The sequence below is a fragment of the Exiguobacterium sp. B2(2022) genome (assembly GCF_028823655.1).
Classification (GTDB): domain Bacteria; phylum Bacillota; class Bacilli; order Exiguobacteriales; family Exiguobacteriaceae; genus Exiguobacterium; species Exiguobacterium aestuarii_A.
Genome location: NZ_JAPEHX010000052.1, coordinates 1 through 21,386 on the forward strand (window position 1 = coordinate 1; position 21,386 = coordinate 21,386).

Here is a 21,386-nt window from a genome sequence, read left to right on the forward strand (position 1 = left end):
AATCTCTTCCACTTCTTTAGATTGAGTATTTTTACATAATAAAATAGTCAATCCATTCTCTAGATGTTCATATCTATTAAGCATTCTTTCACCTCCTTTAAACAAAAACATTTTACCACAATAAATATCCAAGAGTAAATTGGAGATTACAATATAATCTATGGAAATTTCTTTGAGGGATTGAAAACGCCTTTTAATATATCCTCTATTCACTAATTTTAACTTAAAAGGGTCTAGAGACTGTATGACCTATTTTTGGGGTGATTAAAATTGATTATAAAATTGTATTTCAACTCTACCTTTGTGGTACTAAATGTGAAATTGTAACAGAGTATCTTGATGTTATAGTTATTTTAATATAAAGTACGAATACATATGCTAAAGAAGCACGAAATCTACGTTCTTAATTTAGTTGTTCATTACGAATTGTTTTAAGTTTGGAGCAAACTGTTTTATATCAAAACGCTTCTTACATATAGTGTTGAATTTCTAAGAATATATCGGTATGATGCAGATGAAAACGTTTTCCGAAGCCCATATTTTTTTAATGTTCATCGAAAGCGCTTTCGGTTATTGCGAGGTAATAAAAAACCCCAAAGACGAATATCATCTTTGAGGCTGAATCTGCATTATTTACGTGCTTTGCTTACTTTTAATTTCTTCCCTTTGACAGGCGTCGTCTCCATCGCTTGAAGGACAATCGAACCTTTTCCGTTGAGGATATCAACGTACGTCATCTGATCATTGATTGTGATGATGCCGATGTCGTCAGCGGATACGCCAGGAATTTTGGCAATTGTTCCAACGAAGTCGACAGCACGAAGTTTTTTCTTCTTCCCGCCACTGAAGTGGAGCTTCATGATGTCTTGATTGATACGAGCCGTCTTGTTGTTTCGAACGACGCGTCGTCCGCTCAATTTCTGCTCGAAGGCATCTTGGTTAGCCGTGACTTCTGCTTCTGTCGGGGCATCGATCATCGGAATCTCAAATTGAACGTATGATTCGATAGCTCCGATGAGACGTTCTTCCTGACGGGTCATGAGCGTGATCGCTGTTCCTTGTTTGCCAGCACGTCCAGTACGACCCGTACGGTGCACGTAACTTTCCTTTTCGACAGGAACGTCATAGTTGATGACGAGTTCGACGTTATCGACATCGATTCCGCGCGCTGCGACGTCTGTCGCGACGAGGTAACGGAAATTGCCCATCTTGAAGCCGTTCATGACGGCGAAACGGTCTTCTTGCTCGAGTCCGCCATGGAGGCGTTCAGCCGAGTAACCGGCTTTGTCGAGCTCGGCGTACACCGTGTCGACGTTCTCTTTCGTCCGACAGAAAATCATACAGCTGTCCGGGTTCTCGACGACCGTGATGTCTTGAAGGACAGCAAGTTTCTCATTCCGATGAACGGGAAGTAAACGGTGTTCGATTGTCGAAGCGGTCATACCTGTTGATTCGATGGCGACACGTGCCGGAGCATTCATATGCTTCTGGCAGAGACGTTCGATATCTTGTGGGAATGTTGCTGAGAAGACCATTGTGACGCGATTTTTCGGCAACTGTTGAAGGATTTTCTCTACGTCGGCGAGGAAGCCGCGATTGAGCATCTCGTCCGCTTCATCGATGATCAAGTATTCGATGCGGTCGAGTGAGAGCGTCTCGCGCTCGATGTGGTCCATGACGCGACCAGGTGTACCAACGACGATATGCGTCTTTTGTTTCAATTCTTCACGCTGTTTCGAGAACGGTTCTTTCCCGTAGACGGCAGTCGCTTTGATTCGTTTGAAACGTCCGATGTTCGTCATGTCTTCCCGTACTTGAACGGCGAGTTCGCGTGTCGGTGTCAAGACGAGGACTTGGGGTTTGTTTTCGGCCCAATCGATGAGCTCGATCACCGGAATCCCGAAAGCAGCTGTCTTTCCGCTTCCCGTCTGTGCTTTGACAATCAAGTCTTCGCGTTCGAGCGCACGGGGGATGACGTGTTGTTGTACTTCAGTCGGTGATTCGTATTTCATAATGCCTAATGCGCGAGTAATCTCATCGCTCAGGCGATAATCAGTAAATTGCTGTTTGTTCATGGGTAACCTCATTCTTTCGTGAAAACTTCTGCTTCAGAAAATTTCAATGTCTATTTGCAATACAGTCCATTATAGACCGAAAGACGGTAGGAAAGCGAATGAGAATCCATTATCCGAAGTCAGGCAACGTCGGGTCGGGTTGAATCACATAAAAAATAAACTGGTCATGAACATCTTCTAACTGTTCGATCAGCTCTTCATTTTGTTGTTGATACGCTTCTAGCATTTGAGGGCATATGTAATGAACTGTTCCATCTTCACGAGCCAGGCTAGCGGTTTCTTCCTGATCAAATTGTAAAACTAACGGTTGTTGGCATGCTGTGCAGCAACCAATCTCCATCTTGTTAAAACCGATTTTTGCTCCCTCAATGAAACAAGCATTGCAATAATGCTTGATTGGATCACCGAAATGACCGAGTTCATCTGTATGGATGACTTCATGTTCGTTCAATGATTTATTGCAGCTGACGCAGTTATACATCAATAACACTCCTTTAGTGATCTGTTCCAACAAAGTATCATGCGATGAGCCGATGTACAACTTTATCCAATAACAATATTTTATCAGGTTCAGAAATGTTGAAAGAAAGGGGCTTACATAATGGAATCCGATGATAAATATCTCGTCCAACACCTTCAACAAAGTCAATATCGAACGCACGCGAACCATCTCGAAACCATCATCAAACCCATACCGGATTCAGACCGCACCGGCGATCTCGACCCACGGGTGTTCGAAACGCTGACCGCAAATCATTCTTCACACGATGAACCGGATACAGCATTTGACCTCGAGGCGGCACGTGCCAGTATGGGTTGGCCGAATCAGGATCGGACGACGACTGATATCAAAACCGAGCATCTCATGATTCCTAGTGAGGACGGTGACATTCCGGTCCGCCTGTATCGTCCGCATCATACTGAAGCCATCCCAGCTATCCTCTTCTTCCATGGTGGTGGATTTTTCGGAGGAACGCTCGATACGGTCGAGAATCCTTGTAAATTGCTGGCGGAACAGGCGAACGCGGTCGTCATCTCCGTCGATTATCGTCTTGCTCCCGAGCATCCGTTCCCGGCCGGATTGAATGACTGTTACGGCGCCTTTGAATGGGTATACGCCAACGCGACGGAGTTGAACGTCATCCGTGACCAAATCGCCGTCGCCGGAGACAGTGCCGGAGGGAATTTGGCGACCGCTTGTTGTCTGATGGAGAAAGAACGAGGGGTGGGGCGCATTTGTTATCAAGCACTCGTCTATCCCGTCGTCAATCTGGGATCGATTCCGACAGATGATTTTGAATGGACACTCGATGCGTACGATATCTCACACCATCACGACCTGATTCGAGGTGTCGTGCTCGCTCTTGCAGATCCAGATTCGCTACTAAATGACCTCTACCTTCAAGGGAAGACGGATGTCACGCATCCACTCGTCTCACCGCTTTTGGCAGAGGACGTTACGACTTTACCGCCAGCCTTGATTGTGACAGCCGAGTACGATTACTTACGACTTGAAGGGGAGGCATATGCCCGAAAACTTTCAGAAGCTGGTATTCCGACTCGACTGATTCAATATCGGGGTATGGATCATGCCTTTATGGACAAATTAGGAGACTACCCACAGGCAGAAGATTGTATGAATGAAATCGCAAAAGGACTTAAGGAGCTGACGAAATGAAACAGTATACATTGGATTGGAAACGTTATGAGGAATTGGCACGTCAAGCGGTCGCGGAAGGGATCGTGTTAGTCAAAAACGAACAAAAAACCCTCCCGTTACAGCCTGAAGCGAAGCTCGCCGTATTTGGTCGTAGCCAGTTCCATTACTATAAGAGCGGTACGGGCTCAGGCGGGATGGTGAACGTCGGGCACGTCACGACGCCGCTCGAGGCACTACGTGAACGTACCGACATTCACATCAATGAATCGCTTTATGCAACGTATGAAGAGTGGGTGAAAGAGAACCCGTTCGACCAGGGTGTCGGTTGGGCAGGTGAACCGTGGTCGCAACAGGAGATGGACGTATCGGATGAACTCGTCGACCAAGCTGCGCAGGAGTCAGATGTTGCCCTCATCATGATAGGTCGTACGGCAGGGGAAGACCGTGACAACACGGGTGACCCGGGCAGTTACTTATTGACGGATATCGAACACGCGATGATCGAGCGCGTGACGAAGCGCTTCAACAAGACGGTCGTCGTGTTGAACGTTGGGAACATCATCGACATGAAGTGGGCGAATGACCCGAGTGCCATCCTCTATGCATGGCAAGGAGGGATGGAAGGAGGAAAAGGACTCGTCGACGTGCTTGTCGGAGACGTGAGTCCTTCCGGGAAACTGACGGATACGATTGCCCGATCCATCGAGGATTATCCGTCGACAAAGAACTTTGGTCACGCGGATAAAGGGATTTATCAGGAAGATATCTATGTCGGTTACCGCTACTTTGAAACGTTCGCGAAAGATGACGTCTTGTATCCGTTCGGATTTGGATTGTCTTATACGACATTCCATACTGAAGTGAAGCGTACGGCAGAAGTCGATGGCGTTTTAACGGTTGAGGTGGAAGTGACGAACACGGGTGAGTGTGACGGGAAAGAAGTCGTCCAACTCTACGTCGAGAAGCCGCAAGGAAAACTCGGAAATCCGCTCCGGTCTTTAGTAGCGTTTGAGAAAACATTGCTTCTTGAACCGGGTGAGCGACAAGCTCTTTCGTTTAACGTCCGCATGACTGATTTTGCGAGCTACGACGACTCTGGCGTGACGGGTCATGAATCGAGCTTTGTTCTAGAAGCAGGGGCATATCGCTTATATGTCGGGACAGATGTCCGTTCGGCTATACTCGCTTTCGAAGTCGAGCAGCAGGAACAACGCATCCTCGAGACGTTAAGCGAAAATATGGCACCTGTCCTTCCGTTTGAACGGATGAAGCCGATTCAGAGCGAAAAAGGATGGGAAGTAGGTTACGAATCAACACCGCTTCGCGCCGTTGACGTCGAGACACGTTATTTGGAAGAACGCCCTGAGACGCGAGTGTTCACGGGTGACCAAGGTATCAAATTGAGCGATGTATATCACGAGAAGGCGTCACTCGACACATTCTTGGATCAATTGACGGATGAGGACTTGGCGACAATCGTCCGCGGACAAGGGATGAACTCACCACGTGTCACGCCGGGGACAGCAGCTGCGTTTGGTGGCGTATCCGATCGATTGAATGAACTCGAGATTCCAGCGGCATGTTGTGCCGACGGTCCGTCAGGCATTCGTATGGATATCGGGACAAAGGCGTTCGCGCTTCCGAACGGGACACTTTTGGCTTCTACGTTCAACGTCGACCTCGTTGAAGACTTGTTCGAGATGACAGGGCTCGAGATGCGGAAAAACCGCGTCGACACGTTGCTCGGACCAGGGATGAACATTCATCGCAACCCGTTGAACGGTCGAAACTTTGAATACTTCTCGGAAGATCCTCATTTGACAGGGAAGATGGCAGTCGCTCAATTGAACGGGATGCATCGTGTCGGTGTGACAGGAACGCTCAAGCACTTCAGTGCCAACAACCAAGAGGCGCATCGTCACGATATCGATTCGGTCGTCTCGGAGCGGGCGTTACGCGAGATTTATTTGAAAGGGTTCGAGATGGCCGTGAAAGAAGGTCGGGCCACATCGATTATGACGACGTATGGTGCGGTCAACGGGATTTGGACGGCCGGGTTATACGATCAAAACACGCGCATCTTACGTGACGAGTGGGGCTTTGAAGGGATTGTCATGACGGACTGGTGGGCAAAAGTGAACTTCCGTGAGGACGAGTCCGCCAACCGCCAAAACACAGCAGCGATGGTACGCTCGCAAAATGATTTGTATATGGTCGTCGACCGTCCAGACCTCAACTCGTTCGAGGACAATACGATGACCTCTCTTGAAGTGGGAGTGGTCACACGGGGTGAGTTGTTGCGGAGTGCGCGCAACATTTGTTCATTCATCTTGAAATCACCAGCGATGGAGCGTCTTCTCGGAATTCATGATGGTTCGGTCGAGGTCCTCGGCTTTGAAGATGAGACGAATCAACAGGACGCATTCGAGTTGGACTATCAGCATCTCGAAAACGGGGAACACGTCGATTTGTCAGGAATCGACACCTCGACAGGGAACACGCACGTCTTCGCCATCTCGGTCGACCAGACCGGGACGTATGACATCACGTTGACGGCCCGTTCGAATGCAGGGGAGTTGGCGCAGATGCCGGTGACGTTGTTTGCGAACAATATCCCGGGCGCTACGTTCACGTTTAACGGGACGGACGGAGAATGGGTGACACAGACGAAGCAGGTCTTCTTCTTGAACCAGCATAATTATCTCCAACTCTATTTCGCATTGAGCGGACTCGAAGTGAAGGACGTATCCTTCACCCTTGCGGATGAGTTCAGTATGAAGAACGGTTAATGGATGCAAGGACGTCTCAATGAGGCGTCCTTTTTCGATTTACAAAAACCATACACACCTGTATTCGTTCTGAAAGTGTATCTTTACAAATCTCCGTTACGCTACAGAAGTAGTACATATTCGGGAGGGTTTACAGATGAAAAAGACAATGAAGAAGTTCGTTCCACTCGCAGTCGTTTCCACGCTTGCACTTGGGGGAATCATTGGCGTACAGCAACAAAATGAAGCCGAAGCAGCAAAGGATTCAAAGAATCATAAGGCGAAAAACGTCATCTTTATGATCGGGGACGGCATGGGCGTGCCTTATACGACGGCGCTTCGTTACATGAATGACAATGAAGAAACGGTAAAAATGGAGCCGACTGCGTTCGATTCACATTTGGTGGGAATGCAATCGACATATCCTGAAGACGAAGAAGAAAACGTAACAGACTCGGCAGCAGCAGCGACAGCAATGAGTTCTGGCGTGAAAACATATAATAACGCGATTGCCGTCGATAACGACAAAACAGACGTGAAAACGGTACTTGAACAAGCGAAAGAGAACGGTATGTCGACAGGACTTGTCGCGACGTCAGAGATTACGCATGCGACACCGGCATCTTACGGCGCGCACGAAGAGCAACGTAAGAGTGAGAATGCCATCGCCAACGATTACTATGATGATTTGATTAATGGTGAACATAAAGTCGACGTCATGCTCGGAGGCGGAACGAAATTCTTTGAACGCTCGGACCGAAATATTGCGAAGCAGTTCCAAGAAGACGGCTACAGCTATGTCACGTCTGCAGAAGAAATGAAGCAAGACAACAACGAGCAAGTGCTTGGTCTTTTCGCGGAAGTTGGCATGGATAAGATGATTGACCGTGACGAGGAACAACCGAGTCTTGCGGACATGACGACTTCGGCGCTTGACCGCCTAAAAGGGAACGATGATGGGTTCTTCCTCATGGTAGAAGGAAGTCAAATCGACTGGGCCGGACATGATAACGATGTCGTCGGTGCGATGAGTGAGATGAGAGACTTTGAGCAAGCGTTTGAGGTCGTTCGTGACTTCGCCAAAGAGAATGGGGAGACGTTGGTCGTCGTGACAGCGGATCACTCGACAGGTGGTATTTCAATCGGAGCGGACGGAATTGGTCGTCGTGACAGCGGATCACTCGACAGGTGGTATTTCAATCGGAGCGGACGGAAATTACAACTGGGATCCGACACCGATTCAAGCAGCGAAACGCACACCGGACTTCATGGCGAAAGAAATCGAAGGTGGAGCGGACGTGGAAGCCGTCTTACGTGAGAACATCGATTTGGAATTGACGTCTGAAGAGATTGCTTCTGTGAAGAAAGCGGCTGAAACGAATGACGTGACAGAAATCGATAACGCCATCGAAAAAATCTTTGATCAACGTTCGGGAACAGGCTGGACGACAGACGGTCACACAGGTGATGACGTACCGGTATATGCGTTCGGGCCACAACAAGAGAAATTCGTTGGTATGAGCGACAACACGGATCAGGCGAAGCGAATCTTCAACTTGTTGAAGAACAAAGGGAAAATTAAATAATCAAGAAATGGAACCGTGCACTTGTTTAAGGTGCACGGTATTTTTGTTCCGTTGAAACTTTCCCGGGGAATAGTCGTATAGAAGAGTATGATATGAATCGGAGGGATCATCATGCACACGCTCTACATGAAACAAAAAGTGTTCAGTCTACGCGGGCGCTTCACCATCAAGGATGCGGACGGACATGATCAATACTTCATCGAAGGTAGCTTTATGAAGTTTCCAAAGTCGTTTGAGATTAAAGACATGAATGGTCAAACGGTCACAACCATTACGAAAAAGACGTTCAGCTTTTTGCCGAAGTTTTTCGTAGAAGTGGATGGTACGGATATGATGACCATCTCAAAAGAGTTTTCATTCTTTAAACCGAAGTATTCGATCGATGCGGCCGGAATCGATGTCCAAGGGGACTGGTGGGACATGGATTTTGAAGTGACGAAAAATGGACAATCGATTGGAAGTGTTCAAAAGAAGTGGTTCTCATGGGGCGACAGTTATGAGATTCGTGTCGAAGAACCAGAGATGGAGCACCTTCTCATCTCAATCGTTGTAGCCATCGATTGTGCGAAAGCAGATCAAGCAGCGGCATCTAGCGCAGCAACATAAAGGGGAGTATCTAATGGAATTTTGGGACGTCTATACCGTCGACCGAGAAAAGACCGGTCGCACGTGGCAACGGGGAAGTCGATTGCCAGAAGGAGAGTATCACCTTGTGATTCACGTGTGTATCTTTAACGAGAAGGGTGAGATGTTGATTCAACAGCGCCAACCGTTCAAGGATGGTTGGGCCAATATGTGGGACATTACAGTCGGAGGAAGTGCGACTGTAGGAGATACGAGCCAGCAAGCCGCCATGCGTGAGCTCGAGGAAGAAATCGGGTTAAAACTCGATTTGTCTCAAACACGACCGCACTTGACCATCAACTTCGACGAAGGATTTGATGACATTTACCTCGTCGAAGCGGAAGTGGATTTGAATGAGCTGACACTACAGGAATCTGAAGTGCAGGCCGTGAAATGGGCGAATGAAGCAACGATTCTTCAAATGATTCGACAGCATGAATTTATTCCATACCATGAACCGATGATTCCATTGCTTTTTGCGATGCGAAGACAATGGGGAGGAATCAATCATAAAGCTGCAGTGAAAGTAGATTCGTAAATGTGTGAAGCATCGACATGAGTCGGTGCTTTTTTATGTCATTTTGATTTCACTTCCGAAAAGTGGTTGAAGTTGGGATGGATAAAATTTTATAATAGCGTTAACGAAAGCGCTTTCGGAAATCGCTTTCAAAAGAACGGACTGATATATTGCCATCACTTATCCTGAAGGAGGACACATGATGAAGAAATGGGTTGCACTCGCACTCGGAACAGGTCTCGTCTTGTCATTGCCACAAGAAGTGCCTGCTGAAAAGAGCTCAAAAGCAGACGACGCCAAGTGGAAACTTGTCTGGTCAGATGAGTTTAGTCAGGCGGAAATCGATCATTCGAAATGGAACTTTGAAACGGGGAACTGGATTGTCGACAAAGACGGAAATCCGGTCGCTGCCGGTTGGGGAAACAACGAGAAGCAATTTTATACGGACAAAAACGAAAACGCTTTCGTAAAAGACGGGAAACTCGTCATCCGTGCAAAAAAGGAGCAAGCATCGGATCAATTCGGCACATATGATTATACATCGGCGAAGTTGACGACGAAGGGTACGTTCAGTAAAACGTACGGTCGTTACGAGATGCGAGCGAAACTTCCAACAGGAAAAGGGCTCTGGCCAGCATTTTGGATGCTACCGGAAGAGGACCGTTACGGTGGTTGGGCCGCATCTGGTGAGATCGACATCATGGAGTCATGGGGCAGTCAGCCGGACAAAGTCGCCGGAACCATTCACTACGGGGAAACATGGCCGAACAACAAGTACACGGGGAAAGACTATCACTTCGCAGAAGGTGACGGCATCGACAAATGGCATACATATGCGGTCGAGTGGGAGCCGGGTGAGATTCGTTGGTATGTAGATGGTCAACTTTATCAGACACAAAATGATTGGTATGCGAAAGAAGCGAACAAAGCATCGAAATATAGCTATCCTGCGCCATTCGACCAAGATTTCTATTTGATCATGAACTTGGCAGTCGGTGGATGGTTTGATGGGGACGTCGATGAGACGACACCATTCCCGGCGGAGATGGAAGTCGATTACGTCCGTGTCTTTGACTTGAAGAACGGGAAGTATCGCGATGCTGTCGAGCCGACGTACTCGGGTGAAGAAGTCGTGTTGCCAGAAGGGGCGAAGCAACCTTTAGAAGACGGGAACCTCGTCTATGATGAAGACTATGTAGAACCAATCACGACGGTGACGAACGGTGCGCAGGCACTCAACCCGACATATTGGAACTATGTGGCGCTTCCTGACTTTGGTGGCGTCGGTTCAGTCGATGTGATTGACTTGGCAGGATCACGATTTGCCGACATCTCGATTGATCAGGCGGGAAGTCAGCCGTACTCGCATCAATTGATTCAAAACGTATCGCTCGGACAAGGCGGGCACTATAAAGTGACGTTTGATGCTAAGGCAGACGCGGCGCGTTCGATTGCTGTTAAAGTCGGTGGTGGTCCGGACCGAGGCTATGCGAAATATTCAGATGAAGGGTCATTCGATTTGACGACAGACGTCCAAACGTACTCGATGACATTCGATATGACAGAAGAGACTGACCTTGCGGCACGTCTTGAGTTCAACGTCGGACTCAGTACGTCTGGTGTCCAAATCGGGAACGTCCGTGTTGAGCAGACGCCTCGTGAGGCGTTTGACCCGAATGCGACAAAACCGAAGCTTGGAGACGGGAACCATGTGTATAACGGTACGTTCGACCAAGGTGCGATGAATCGCATGACGTATTGGACGTTCGATCCAGGCGTCACGAAAGGGACAGGAACGGTCGACTCGGTAGAGCGTCTCTTCCGTTTCGAAACAAATAAGAAAAAAGGGGCACCGGCCACGTTGGTGCAACAAGGCATTCAATTGCAAGAAGGACATGAATACGTTCTCCGTTTCAAAGCACGGGCAGAACGTGTAGACGGTCTTCAAGTCGGATTGAACGGAGCGAATGGGGATGCCTATCTTCCGCTAGAGCGTATCGCTCTATCTGAAGCATTCGATACGTATGATATTCCGTTCACAATGGAAGCCGGAACTGACCTCATGAGTCAGCTTCAGTTCATTCTCGGTTCTGAAAAAGGTGTGATTGAAATCGATGACGTCGAATTGCGCGATGTCACACCGGTTTATATCGATCCGTCTCCACTTAAAAATGGAGCATTCACAGAAGGTCTCACAAACTGGGGCTCCTATGTACACTTTGACGCACAGGCTGCTGTCGAAGCGGTGAATGAGGCAGCTCGTATCTCCATTACGCAAGAAGGGAACGAAGCGTGGAGTGTCCTCATGGAACAAGGTGGTCTCGAGTTACAACAAGATCAAACGTACGTCGTACAATTCGATGCATCTTCTACAGTCGCTCGTTCATTCGAAGTGACGTTAGAGAATGCCGGGTACTATCGCTATTTAAGCGAAGTTGTTTCGGTCACACCGGAAACGAACACGTACACGTTTGAAGTGACGATGCCAGTAACGGATATGACAGGATTGAAGTTCTTGATGGGACGTACAGAAGGATCACCACTTGGTGCCCATGACATCACGATTGATAACGTAAGTGTGACGTTGAAATAAGATCATACGTAAAACAGGAATTTCTCACGATGAGAAATTCCTGTTTTTTAACGTTTGCGACTAATCAATCGCGCTGTCCGTAAGATTGATGGCAGTAGTTTACGACGTTGTCGGAATGCGAGATAACGCCCTTCCCATGACGGTTTGAACTTTTGTTTAAACTGCCGTAATCCGCTGAACGGATAGATGTAGCTGATGTTTTCAAATATATCGGCGGCAACGCGCTCTGGCCAATGGGAGAATGTCTGTTCACCAACGGCGGCAAGTGGTGCTACGCCGAGTCCGACGTGTTCATAACCTTGCGCACGCGCCCATTCGATGATGTGAAGGATCAACACTTCGATTGCTCCAGATGGTGCTTCATTTTTCGAACGCATCAAATCGATTGAAAGGGTCCCATTTCCTCGGAGTAACGAAATGAAGGCGACAACGACACCGTCCGCGTCTCGTAACAGAGCGATTGGATAACGTCTCAATGTTTCGTAGTCGAAGAACCCGAGAGAGAACCCTTTCTCATTTCGATTCCCAATCCATTCGTCTGAGATATCTTTTAACTCCTCTAATAATAGGAGGCTCGGTTCACAGACGATCTCGAACGTGATTCCCTTTTTCTCAAATTGATTGTAGAGGGAGCGCATATTTGAACGTTTCTTCCCAGATAAGGAGAAGGTCGATACGTCAATCGTCGCCTCTTCCCCAAGTTTGAAAAACGTGAAGCCGGCATCATGAAGGCGCGGCATCCAATTCGGTGTAATTTGATAAAATAAAGGAATATACCCAATCCGGTCCGCATCTTCAATGAAACGCGTTAACAGTTCAGTTGCGGCCTGTCGTTCACCTTGGATATCTCCAAGGACAATCGCATGGTTCCGCGCTGTTGCAAATAAGAGACACGCGTTTTCAGCCTCGTTCATATAGAAGCGTTTATCTGCCATATGGGCCAAGTCAAAGCCACTCGATGTGTGCTGTGTTGCTTGAAACTGTCTGATTCGATCTTCATCGTATGCTTCGCCAAGCGCCGGACGTTTCCAACGGTCGAACAAGAGCAGAAGTGCACTTGCTACGAGCGACGTGAAGAGGAGAAGGAACACCGTCAACCAACCGGATTGATGCGATGTGAAGAACAGGTCGTCGGTGTCTGCGAACGACTGCAGCAAGAGGGCGTGAGAGCCCACATAGAGAAAAACGTAGAACAGGTTTCGAATGAGACGACCGGTCGTTAAAATCGAGCGGTATCGGACGTGACGTTTTCGCGTCAACCAGACGAAAGCTGCGAAACCGATGACGACGAATGTCTCAAATAAGTTCAAGCCTCGAGCGATGACCCCGATGGTCGCCCAGATGAACGCCGTATTGAGTAACCAGAGCGTTCGCTTTGTCCGCACATACATGCCATATACGGACAGGAACATGAGAAGTCCGGCACTCAATAAGAAGAGCGTTCCGATCCATTCGAACCAACGATTCACTTCATAGAGTGGTGTCACGCTCGGGAGAAGCGTCTGGAACCAGATCAACAGACTGCTCATAAGTGCGATGAGACTTCCCGTCAAGCGTCCAATCTTTGCGAGCGTCCGAGAAACGATGCGCCATACGACGGTCCCGATCTCATAAGAAGATCCGATGATTGGTCGATACTCGATTTGTTTGACGACCTGGTCCCCGAACGCGATGGCCGCGAGAAACAGTCCAATCAAAAAAGGAACGACGAAATAGACGAATCGGTAGATGATCAAAGATGAGAGGACGATGTCTTGGTGAATCCCCAATTGTGTCATCCCGACAAGATATAGTAAGTCGAACGTTCCGGCACCACCCGGAACGAGAGAGACGACACCGACGACCGTTGCGACGACGAATACCCCAAAGAGTTGCACGAACGAGGCCGACCCGTCGAGTAACGATAACGCGTAGATGGCGACGAGTCCTGCGGTCACCCATTCAGCAAGTGAAGTCAGCGTGTATCCGATCAAAGTGGACCAACCGACGTTTGATCGGCGTGAGGTGACGAACAGATAAAACGGGAGCATCGCGCTCACCGCGAGCAACACTGGCCAAATCCAAGGTTTCGTCCCGACGAGTGCACCTGCTGGAAAAATTCCGAGAAGCACACCGATGGAGAGGATAGAAAGACCGCTGATGAGTGTCGGTGTCATCCAGCCGATGGCACGGAGTAGGCGTTTCGTATCCGTGTAAGGGCGGTACAGGGAAGTACGAAGGGCGATCCCAATCACCCCGCCGAATCCGAGCATCCCGTTCATCGAGTTCGTGATCCATGCCGTTTGCACGACTTTTCGCTTCGGCAACTGAATATGTAACGAGCGTAGTAAGAAATAATCGTAGCCGGTCATCGTCAAGACGGCGAATCCACCGAGTAGAATGAGTGTGAACTGTTCCCATCCGGTCAGTTGTTTCAATGTCGTGAAGGCGGTCGCGAGCGAGAGGTCTTTTAACTCCTGTCCGCTCTGGATCAAAATCAAACCGATTAACGCTATAGGGATGAGCCATTTTAATTGTTTCCATGAAAAACGAGTGCGCATGAGATTTTCTCCTTATCTGTCATATGGCTGACAGCGTCTTCTAACTAAATCGTACTATAGGATACGACTGAAATCTGTAAAACGTTTCAAAAGAGGGGATTGTAAGCGCAAGAAAGAGGACGAAATGTTGATTTTATATTTGCTACAGTGAGAGTAAGAGAGGGGTGTGGACATGCTGACATTTGAAGAAAAGTGGGCGAAAGTGCTCGCTTGTGACGCGACGTATGATGGGTTATTTTATACGGCCGTGAAGACGACCGGAATCTATTGCCGACCATCGTGCCGTTCCCGCAAACCGAAAAAAGAGAATGTTGATTTTTACATCACAAAACAAGAGGCAGAAGCGAAAGGATTCCGACCGTGCAAGCGATGCCAGCCGGAAGTCGAGCATGCCCCACACCGAGCGCTCGTACAACAAGTGACCGTGTATCTGATGGAACATTATAAACAGCCGATTCGCCTCGAACAGATTGCCGAACATGTCCAACTGAGCCCGTTCCATTTGGAGCGGACGTTCACCCAAGCGACAGGAGAGACGCCAAGGCAGCTATTGGAACGACTTCGTATCGACAAGGCGGCGTATTTATTACGAGCGACCGCGATGAGCAATCTGACAGTCTGCTATGAGGTCGGGTTTCAAACGCCGTCGAACTTTTACCGTGTCTTCCGTCAAGTGAAAGGGTGCACACCGAATATGTATCGAAAAGGAGGGGACATATGAACGATTTGCTACTAGACGTTCCACAACCGTTTGATTTTCATGAGTGTCTCGTCTTTTTAAGTCGGTCCGAACAAGAAGTACTCCATGTCACGACGGACAGGGTAGTTCAAAAGCTGATGCGAATTGGGGAACGTCTCATATTAGTGGAACTCCAAGGAGAGCAAGACCACATTCGTATCCTGTTCCCGGTCGATGACGTCTCGGATACGGAAACAGAAAACATTGAACGTGAAGTGCGTGACTGGTTAGACCTTGATCGTGACCTCACACCGTTCGAGGCGATGGGGGCAGAGGATGAATTGCTGGCTCCTTTGATTGAAGCGCATCGTGGGTTACGAATGATTGGTTTCCCAAATTTGTTCGAGGCACTCACATGGGCCATCATCGGGCAACAAATCACGTTATCCTTCGCCTATACAATCAAGCGGCGGTTCGTCGAACGATATGGTGAACAACGAGTCGTCGAGGGAAGAACGTACTGGACGTTCCCACGTGCGGAACGAGTCGCCCTGCTTGAGCCGGAAGCGTTACGAGAGCTTCAGTTTAGTCGAAGGAAAGCGGAGTATGTTATTGATATTGCACGGGAAATAACAGGTGGGACGTTATCAAAATCGGCGCTACAGTCGCAATCTTCATCTGATATTCGTCAACGCTTGCTTTCCATACGAGGTGTCGGGGCATGGACGGCGGACTATGTATTGATGAAGTGTTTTCAAGACGCATCCGCCTTTCCGGTCGCGGATGTCGGATTGCATCAAGCGATTCAGCATCAATTAGGTACGCCTAAAAAGCCGACGATTGAAGAAGTGAAACGATACGGGGAGCGCTGGAAAGGTTGGGAAGGATACGCGACATTCTATTTATGGAGGTCATTATATGGAGACGTATAAATTAGACATGGAGACGCCGGTTGGCGTGATCGAAATCGTTGGAACCGAGAAAGTCATCCAATCGATCTTATTCGTCGAACGCGAAGTGGCGCAATTACCTGAAGGGAATGTACCTGATGTGTTGCGACAGTGTAAGGAAGAACTCGATGCTTATTTTCGAGGGGAGAGGATGACGTTCACCTTTCCTATTGAACAAGTGGGCACGCCATTTCAGCGGGAAGTGTGGGATGCATTACAGACAATTCCTTTTGCGGAGACGACATCATATCGTGAACTCTCTGAACGAGTGAAGCGACCTGCGGCTGTTCGGGCAGTCGGTGCGACGAACGGACGCAACAAACTGAGCATCGTCGTGCCTTGTCATCGTGTCATCGGGTCGAATGGGAAATTGACGGGGTATGCCGGCGGATTATGGCGAAAAGAATGGCTCTTACACCACGAGAAACAAGTCGCACATCAAACCCAGTAAAAAAACATTTCCCCCTCCAAATCTGCTACACTAAAGGAGGTCCTATCGTGACGTCGGAATCGACGAAGTTATAGGATGATTCCCGTCACTTATGGAGAAGGTTTTTGGAGGAATGTATGATTAAATTACTAGCAGATTCAACGTGTGACTTATCAGATGCAGTGCTTGAACAGTACAACATCGGGGTCGCGCCGTTGATCATTACGATGAACAATATGTCTTACCAGGACCGGGTGGATATCCAGCCGGATGATTTTTACGGAATGTTGGAAGCGCTCCCGGAATTCCCGACGACGGCGATGCCAAGTCCGGCGACGTTCTTAACATTGATGGAAGATGCGGTCGCTGCTGGTCACGAAGAGATTTTATGCATCTGTATGTCGAGTGGGACGAGCGGGTCCTATCAGTCAGCGGTCATTGGGAAAGAGTACTTCGAAGAGGCGCATCCTGACTCAAACGTGAAAATTCATGTCGTCGATTCCCGATCGATGAGTCACGGCAGCGGCTGGCTATTGCTCAAGAGCGCGCAGATGCGTGAAGCCGGTGCGACGTTCGAAGAGCTCGTCGATTTCAACGAGACGTATAAGACGAAAGTAAAGCATTTCTTGTCCGTTGATGACTTGGACCATTTGATCAAGAGTGGGCGCATCTCGAACGCGAGTGCCATCATCGGAAAACTACTCATGGTGAAACCGATTATGAGCATGAAGAACGGGAAAGGTGCCATTGTTGCCAAAGAGCGAGGCACACGTAAAGTGTTGAAGCATTATACGGACGAGTTCGTGAAGCGCGTGAATCCGGACATCACGAATTTTGTGATCATCGGGTACACATCCGATCAGCGGATTGCCGAGAACTTAAAAGCGAAGCTTGAAACCGAAACAGATTTCACAGGTGAGATTTACCTCATGCAGATGGGGGTCTCGGTCGGGACACACGTCGGTCTCGGAGCGATCTCGATGTTCTTCGTGGAGAAATAATAAAAGCCGTCTCATGTCGAGGCGGCTTATTTATGTGGCCATATGCATTTGATGACGGGCTCTTCGTTACTTAAATCGAGACGATAGACGTCTGGATTACGCATTGTACGCCATGTTTCAAAGTCATATTTAGGATCAAGCCGTTGTAAGAGGAGCGCAAGCAGATTACCGTGAGTCACGAGTAGTATCGAGCCATGTTGCGACTGGACACGCTCGATCACTTGCATGATTCGCTGAGTCGCTTCCTCACCAGATTCAGCACCAGGCAATTTGAACGTCGGGTCGATGAACGACTGACGTAACGGCGTCAGCCAGTCTTCAAGCGGTTCGTGAGACAAAATGCGCTCTCTCAGTAACGGTTCACGCTCGATTGAAAGTTGATGCAAATCTGCGAGTGGCGTGATTGAAGCAATCGCTCGGGTGTAGTCGCTTGAGAGTATCCGGTCAATTGGGATTTCACGAAAGAAATCACGGAGCAGGTGCGCTTGTTCGTGACCCGCTTCCGTGAGTGGGGCATCAGGTTCTTGACCGGAGGCCGAGCAGTGGCGAATCAGATAGAGTGTGGACATGTGGATTCTCCTTTTTGAAACGCTCAATTACCAGCAAGATAAGCGTGTCATCGAGTCATTATGACTTGTGATGTATGCGATATCCCCGAAACCATGCAAAGAAGCATTTTCGTAGAGGGAGTTGAGCATCTCTTGGTCTTTACAGTATATCGTCACGTATTGACTGTCTATCACAAGTAGCACAAACTCGCACTTGCTATGTAAAAAGTCTTCGTACGTTATGATTTCCGAGGACATATTAGAGTGGAACGCTTTTATATCAACAAAAATCAAATAGTGTTGTTGAGTGATCCGTTCATTGAGTTGTCGACCATTGATGACAGTCGACTCCGGAAACAACAAACAGTCAAGTTGTCCATCTTTCACAATATAGGATTCCTCATCAATCACCTTCCATTGATATTGGTCGAGGGGGATAGGGGTCAATATATCTTGTAAAAAATGACCGTATTGATTGGGGATTGTAAAACTTAGACCGCGTCTCAACAGAACACCTCCTTCGTTCCGAGGAATCATGACAATTTCATAAAAAGTTTCAGCACAAAAAATCATACATAACCCTTATCATTCATCACAAAAGAGTTATAATCGGTATAACGATTATAAAATATATAATTGAGGAATGGGGATTCTTCGGTTGTATGACAAAAAATTCAGGGGATAAGGATGGGGTTTTCATGAGCAGTACGCAAACGAGAACAGACGTCATTTTAATTGGGGCAGGCATTATGAGCGCAACGCTCGGTTCACTCTTTAAAGAGCTCGTACCGGAGTGGAACATCAAAGTGTTCGAAAAGCTCGATGCAGCAGGGGAAGAAAGTTCAAACGAATGGAACAACGCAGGTACGGGACATGCCGCACTTTGCGAATTAAACTATACAACGGAGAACGCGGATGGGACGATTGATATTTCCAAAGCGGTCAACGTCAACGAGCAATTCCAAATCTCGCGCCAGTTTTGGGCACATCTCGTCAAGCAAGGATTGATTGAAAATCCGGGTGCCTTCATTCGTTCAATTCCACATATGAGTATGGTCCAAGGGAAGAAGAATGTCGATTTCTTGAAACGCCGTTTGGAAGCGCTCACAACGAATCCGTTATTTGAAGGCATGGTCTTATCGGACAATCCGAATCAGCTACGGGAATGGTTCCCGCTCATCATGGACGGACGGACATCGGACGAACCGATTGCCGCGACGAAAATCGATTCAGGGACGGACGTGAACTTCGGCGCGTTGACACGGATGTTGTTTGACCATCTCACATCAAACGGAGTCGAGGTCAACTACGGCCATAGCGTCGAGGACGTGAAGCGTCTCGATAACGGTCTTTGGGAAGTGAAAGTGAAAGACTTGTCTGCGAACAAGATTGAGACGCATACGGCACCGTTTCTCTTCATCGGAGGCGGTGGCGGAAGTTTACCACTCTTACAAAAGACAGGGATTCCGGAGTCGAAACAAATTGGCGGGTTCCCAGTCAGTGGGCTCTTCCTCGTCTGTAAAAATCGTGAGGTCATCGAGCAACATCACGCGAAAGTCTATGGAAAGGCGAAAGTCGGGGCACCACCAATGTCGGTACCGCACCTCGACACACGCTTTATCGATGGACGAAAAGAGTTGTTATTCGGACCGTTCGCCGGCTTCACGCCGAAGTTCTTGAAAACAGGATCGAACTTGGATTTGATTCGTTCGGTCAAACCAAACAACGTCATCACGATGCTTGCGGCAGGGGCAAAAGAGATGCCGCTCACGAAATACTTGATCGAACAGGTGCTCTTGTCACACGACAAGCGCATGGATGAACTTCGTGAATTCATCCCGAACGCTAAGAACGAAGATTGGGAAATCGTTGTGGCCGGGCAACGGGTTCAGGTCATCAAAGATACACCGCAAGGAAAAGGGACACTTCAGTTCGGAACAGAAGTCGTCAGCGCGGAAGATGGTTCCGTTGCGGCACTTCTTGGTGCTTCTCCAGGCGCATCGACAGCTGTTCATGTCATGTTGAAGGTGCTCGAGCAGTGCTTCCCGCAACAGTTACCGGAGTGGGAAGAGAAAATCAAAGAGATGGTTCCGTCATATGGCTTGAAACTTTCGGAACATCCGGACCTGTTCAAGACGATTCACGAATCGACAGCGGTCACGCTCGGTTTAGAAGAAAAGGACATGGTCCACAACTGAAGAGAATGAGGCGAGTATACAATCGTATGCTCGCTTTTTCTTTTGGGACTGTAAAAGGAGAATAAAAAAATGGGTATTTACAAAAATAGGAATATGAAAAGGAGGGATACGTCATCGATCCGATTAAACTGAGTAAGTGGGAGCAGAAAAAATATGCACGTTATCTAAAACATCTGCGAACATACGATGAACACTTTGAGTATTGTGTCATTCCGAATTATGAGGAGTATGCAATGGAACTGAAGACAGAGTCGATTCAACTCGCTGATTGTTTTGCTGTGCTGATGCGTCAGAACGGTCACTATGTGCTCGTCTCCATAGCGTTAGATGGAGAATGGGAATTCAAACGTGTGTTGCAATGGCTTGATCTCCACGAAGTGAGATTATTCCATCCTACACAAGATACATTGATTCTATCGAACGTACAGGATGTGATTGATGCAGTCACATTTCAAGGGTATCCTCTCATATTGGTCGAGAAGGGGACAAACGTGCTATTCGTCGGTCCTGAATATCTAGAGGAAGTGACAGACGAATTTGAGCACTATCACAAAATCACGAACACGGCGTCGGCAGAATCGCTACAGATTGAAGATGAATAAGGAGCGGTGTCTCATGAATCAAGACGGGTTGACAGAGTTTGTTGAGAGCATCACTACGAAAGAATATTTGCGACCGTTTGTCAGCAAGTACAAATTGTCGAAACCGAATGTCTTTGTAGTTGGAATCAATCCAGCCTCTTCGATTTTGAAAATAGATGTAAATTATGATGTCAAACGATACATTGATTTAATCACGGACAGAGAATCGTTTTTAACGTTCATTCAGCAGAAAAATGTACAAAAAGGAAAGCAACCTTTTTCAAAAACGAGAATCGGACTGAATCATTTGGTAGAACATTTAGAAACGAAGTCGAATGGGAAAATCGAAGTATTGGAGACGAATATCAATGCATATCCGACGAAAAATGCGAAACAATTAAAGGTGATGTCGCCTCAAATTCAAAAAGTTGGTCAGGAATGGTTTCGTAAATTGATGCTTGAGCATGCCCCGCCTGTCGTCATCGTGCATAGTCTGGATGCGACACGTGATTTGATGAAATGGTTAAAGTCTGAAAAGATACTTTCGCCATTGGTTTACAATCGGTCTTATCGGCTCAAAGACTGGATTGACCTTGGTCCCATTCCAATCAAATATCCTTGTGGTGCGAGAGGCGT

At 47.9% G+C, this 21,386-nt stretch carries 17 protein-coding genes and 1 pseudogene; 13 read left to right on the forward strand and 5 right to left on the reverse strand.

All coding sequences use genetic code 11. From position 1 onward, the window contains the following. Positions 1–629: 629 nt before the first annotated feature. Positions 630–2,075, reverse strand: coding sequence for a DEAD/DEAH box helicase (locus ON063_RS11065; protein WP_274665178.1), 1,446 nt, complete (start codon positions 2,073–2,075; stop codon positions 630–632). Between the two features lie 109 nt (positions 2,076–2,184). Then, positions 2,185–2,556: a hypothetical protein gene (locus ON063_RS11070; RefSeq protein WP_274665179.1), complete on the reverse strand. Its 372-nt coding sequence runs from the start codon at positions 2,554–2,556 to the stop codon at positions 2,185–2,187. A gap of 120 nt (positions 2,557–2,676) precedes the next feature. On the opposite strand from ON063_RS11070, the gene ON063_RS11075 reads away from it, so the two are divergent. From ON063_RS11075 to ON063_RS11100, 6 genes and pseudogenes are all read left to right on the forward strand, one after another. Beyond that, positions 2,677–3,753 (forward strand): alpha/beta hydrolase, encoded by a 1,077-nt coding sequence (locus ON063_RS11075; RefSeq protein WP_274665180.1) that lies wholly within the window; start codon positions 2,677–2,679, stop codon positions 3,751–3,753. After that, entirely contained in the window at positions 3,750–6,524 is a 2,775-nt protein-coding gene (locus ON063_RS11080) for a glycoside hydrolase family 3 protein (protein ID WP_274665181.1), read from the forward strand. The genes ON063_RS11075 and ON063_RS11080 overlap by 4 nt, the downstream gene beginning before the upstream one ends. A 136-nt stretch (positions 6,525–6,660) precedes the next feature. Beyond that, positions 6,661–8,089: pseudogene (locus ON063_RS11085) on the forward strand (alkaline phosphatase). Positions 8,090–8,200: 111 nt separating this feature from the next. Continuing rightward, on the forward strand, positions 8,201–8,695 hold the full coding sequence (locus ON063_RS11090; protein ID WP_274665182.1) for an LURP-one-related/scramblase family protein: 495 nt from the start codon (positions 8,201–8,203) through the stop codon (positions 8,693–8,695). Between the two features lie 13 nt (positions 8,696–8,708). Further along, on the forward strand, positions 8,709–9,251 hold the full coding sequence (locus tag ON063_RS11095; protein WP_274665183.1) for an NUDIX hydrolase: 543 nt from the start codon (positions 8,709–8,711) through the stop codon (positions 9,249–9,251). A gap of 181 nt (positions 9,252–9,432) precedes the next feature. Next, the gene (locus ON063_RS11100) at positions 9,433–11,823 is read left to right on the forward strand and encodes a carbohydrate binding domain-containing protein (protein WP_274665184.1); all 2,391 of its coding nucleotides are present in this window, start codon (positions 9,433–9,435) and stop codon (positions 11,821–11,823) included. Between the two features lie 47 nt (positions 11,824–11,870). Here ON063_RS11100 and mprF read toward each other — a convergent pair whose 3' ends face one another. Continuing rightward, positions 11,871–14,363, reverse strand: coding sequence for a bifunctional lysylphosphatidylglycerol flippase/synthetase MprF (gene mprF / locus ON063_RS11105; protein WP_274665185.1), 2,493 nt, complete (start codon positions 14,361–14,363; stop codon positions 11,871–11,873). Between the two features lie 172 nt (positions 14,364–14,535). Between mprF and ON063_RS11110 the strand changes: the two genes are divergently transcribed. The 4 genes from ON063_RS11110 (at position 14,536) to ON063_RS11125 (ending at position 17,423) form a co-directional block, all read left to right on the forward strand. Beyond that, positions 14,536–15,084 carry a bifunctional transcriptional activator/DNA repair enzyme AdaA gene (locus tag ON063_RS11110; protein ID WP_274665186.1) on the forward strand — a complete coding sequence of 183 codons (549 nt, stop codon included), beginning with the start codon at positions 14,536–14,538 and terminating at the stop codon, positions 15,082–15,084. Then, on the forward strand, positions 15,081–15,974 hold the full coding sequence (locus tag ON063_RS11115; RefSeq protein WP_274665187.1) for a DNA-3-methyladenine glycosylase family protein: 894 nt from the start codon (positions 15,081–15,083) through the stop codon (positions 15,972–15,974). Before ON063_RS11110 ends, ON063_RS11115 begins: the two co-directional genes overlap by 4 nt. Further along, the gene (locus tag ON063_RS11120; RefSeq protein WP_274665188.1) at positions 15,961–16,443 is read left to right on the forward strand and encodes a methylated-DNA--[protein]-cysteine S-methyltransferase; all 483 of its coding nucleotides are present in this window, start codon (positions 15,961–15,963) and stop codon (positions 16,441–16,443) included. Before ON063_RS11115 ends, ON063_RS11120 begins: the two co-directional genes overlap by 14 nt. A 116-nt stretch (positions 16,444–16,559) precedes the next feature. Continuing rightward, positions 16,560–17,423, forward strand: coding sequence for a DegV family protein (locus tag ON063_RS11125; protein WP_274665189.1), 864 nt, complete (start codon positions 16,560–16,562; stop codon positions 17,421–17,423). A 26-nt stretch (positions 17,424–17,449) separates the two neighbouring features. Here ON063_RS11125 and ON063_RS11130 read toward each other — a convergent pair whose 3' ends face one another. Further along, the gene (locus ON063_RS11130) at positions 17,450–17,992 is read right to left on the reverse strand and encodes a histidine phosphatase family protein (RefSeq protein ID WP_274665190.1); all 543 of its coding nucleotides are present in this window, start codon (positions 17,990–17,992) and stop codon (positions 17,450–17,452) included. A 27-nt stretch (positions 17,993–18,019) separates the two neighbouring features. Beyond that, positions 18,020–18,544 carry a DUF2691 family protein gene (locus ON063_RS14930; RefSeq protein ID WP_446719134.1) on the reverse strand — a complete coding sequence of 175 codons (525 nt, stop codon included), beginning with the start codon at positions 18,542–18,544 and terminating at the stop codon, positions 18,020–18,022. A 125-nt stretch (positions 18,545–18,669) separates the two neighbouring features. Between ON063_RS14930 and ON063_RS11135 the strand changes: the two genes are divergently transcribed. The 3 genes from ON063_RS11135 to ON063_RS11145 form a co-directional block, all read left to right on the forward strand. Next, positions 18,670–20,169: a malate:quinone oxidoreductase gene (locus tag ON063_RS11135; RefSeq protein WP_274665191.1), complete on the forward strand. Its 1,500-nt coding sequence runs from the start codon at positions 18,670–18,672 to the stop codon at positions 20,167–20,169. 233 nt (positions 20,170–20,402) lie between these two features. Continuing rightward, positions 20,403–20,771, forward strand: coding sequence for a hypothetical protein (locus ON063_RS11140; RefSeq protein ID WP_274665192.1), 369 nt, complete (start codon positions 20,403–20,405; stop codon positions 20,769–20,771). Between the two features lie 13 nt (positions 20,772–20,784). After that, a partial coding sequence (locus ON063_RS11145) for a hypothetical protein (protein WP_274665193.1) occupies positions 20,785–21,386 on the forward strand: 602 nt, incomplete at its 3' end.

Bases quoted from the DNA above. Each gene is read 5' to 3' on its own strand.
- ON063_RS11140 (WP_274665192.1), top strand. From the start codon at position 20,403: ATGGAACTGAAGACAGAGTCGATTCAACTCGCTGATTGTTTTGCTGTG.
- ON063_RS11120 (WP_274665188.1), top strand. From the start codon at position 15,961: ATGGAGACGTATAAATTAGACATGGAGACGCCGGTTGGCGTGATCGAA.
- ON063_RS11090 (WP_274665182.1), top strand. From the start codon at position 8,201: ATGCACACGCTCTACATGAAACAAAAAGTGTTCAGTCTACGCGGGCGC.
- ON063_RS11115 (WP_274665187.1), top strand. From the start codon at position 15,081: ATGAACGATTTGCTACTAGACGTTCCACAACCGTTTGATTTTCATGAG.
- ON063_RS11075 (WP_274665180.1), top strand. From the start codon at position 2,677: ATGGAATCCGATGATAAATATCTCGTCCAACACCTTCAACAAAGTCAA.
- ON063_RS11065 (WP_274665178.1), bottom strand. From the start codon at position 2,075: ATGAACAAACAGCAATTTACTGATTATCGCCTGAGCGATGAGATTACT.
- ON063_RS11135 (WP_274665191.1), top strand. From the start codon at position 18,670: ATGAGCAGTACGCAAACGAGAACAGACGTCATTTTAATTGGGGCAGGC.
- ON063_RS11125 (WP_274665189.1), top strand. From the start codon at position 16,560: ATGATTAAATTACTAGCAGATTCAACGTGTGACTTATCAGATGCAGTG.
- ON063_RS11110 (WP_274665186.1), top strand. From the start codon at position 14,536: ATGCTGACATTTGAAGAAAAGTGGGCGAAAGTGCTCGCTTGTGACGCG.
- ON063_RS11130 (WP_274665190.1), bottom strand. From the start codon at position 17,992: ATGTCCACACTCTATCTGATTCGCCACTGCTCGGCCTCCGGTCAAGAA.
- ON063_RS11100 (WP_274665184.1), top strand. From the start codon at position 9,433: ATGAAGAAATGGGTTGCACTCGCACTCGGAACAGGTCTCGTCTTGTCA.
- mprF (WP_274665185.1), bottom strand. From the start codon at position 14,363: ATGCGCACTCGTTTTTCATGGAAACAATTAAAATGGCTCATCCCTATA.
- ON063_RS11095 (WP_274665183.1), top strand. From the start codon at position 8,709: ATGGAATTTTGGGACGTCTATACCGTCGACCGAGAAAAGACCGGTCGC.
- ON063_RS11080 (WP_274665181.1), top strand. From the start codon at position 3,750: ATGAAACAGTATACATTGGATTGGAAACGTTATGAGGAATTGGCACGT.
- ON063_RS14930 (WP_446719134.1), bottom strand. From the start codon at position 18,544: ATGATTTTTTGTGCTGAAACTTTTTATGAAATTGTCATGATTCCTCGG.
- ON063_RS11070 (WP_274665179.1), bottom strand. From the start codon at position 2,556: ATGTATAACTGCGTCAGCTGCAATAAATCATTGAACGAACATGAAGTC.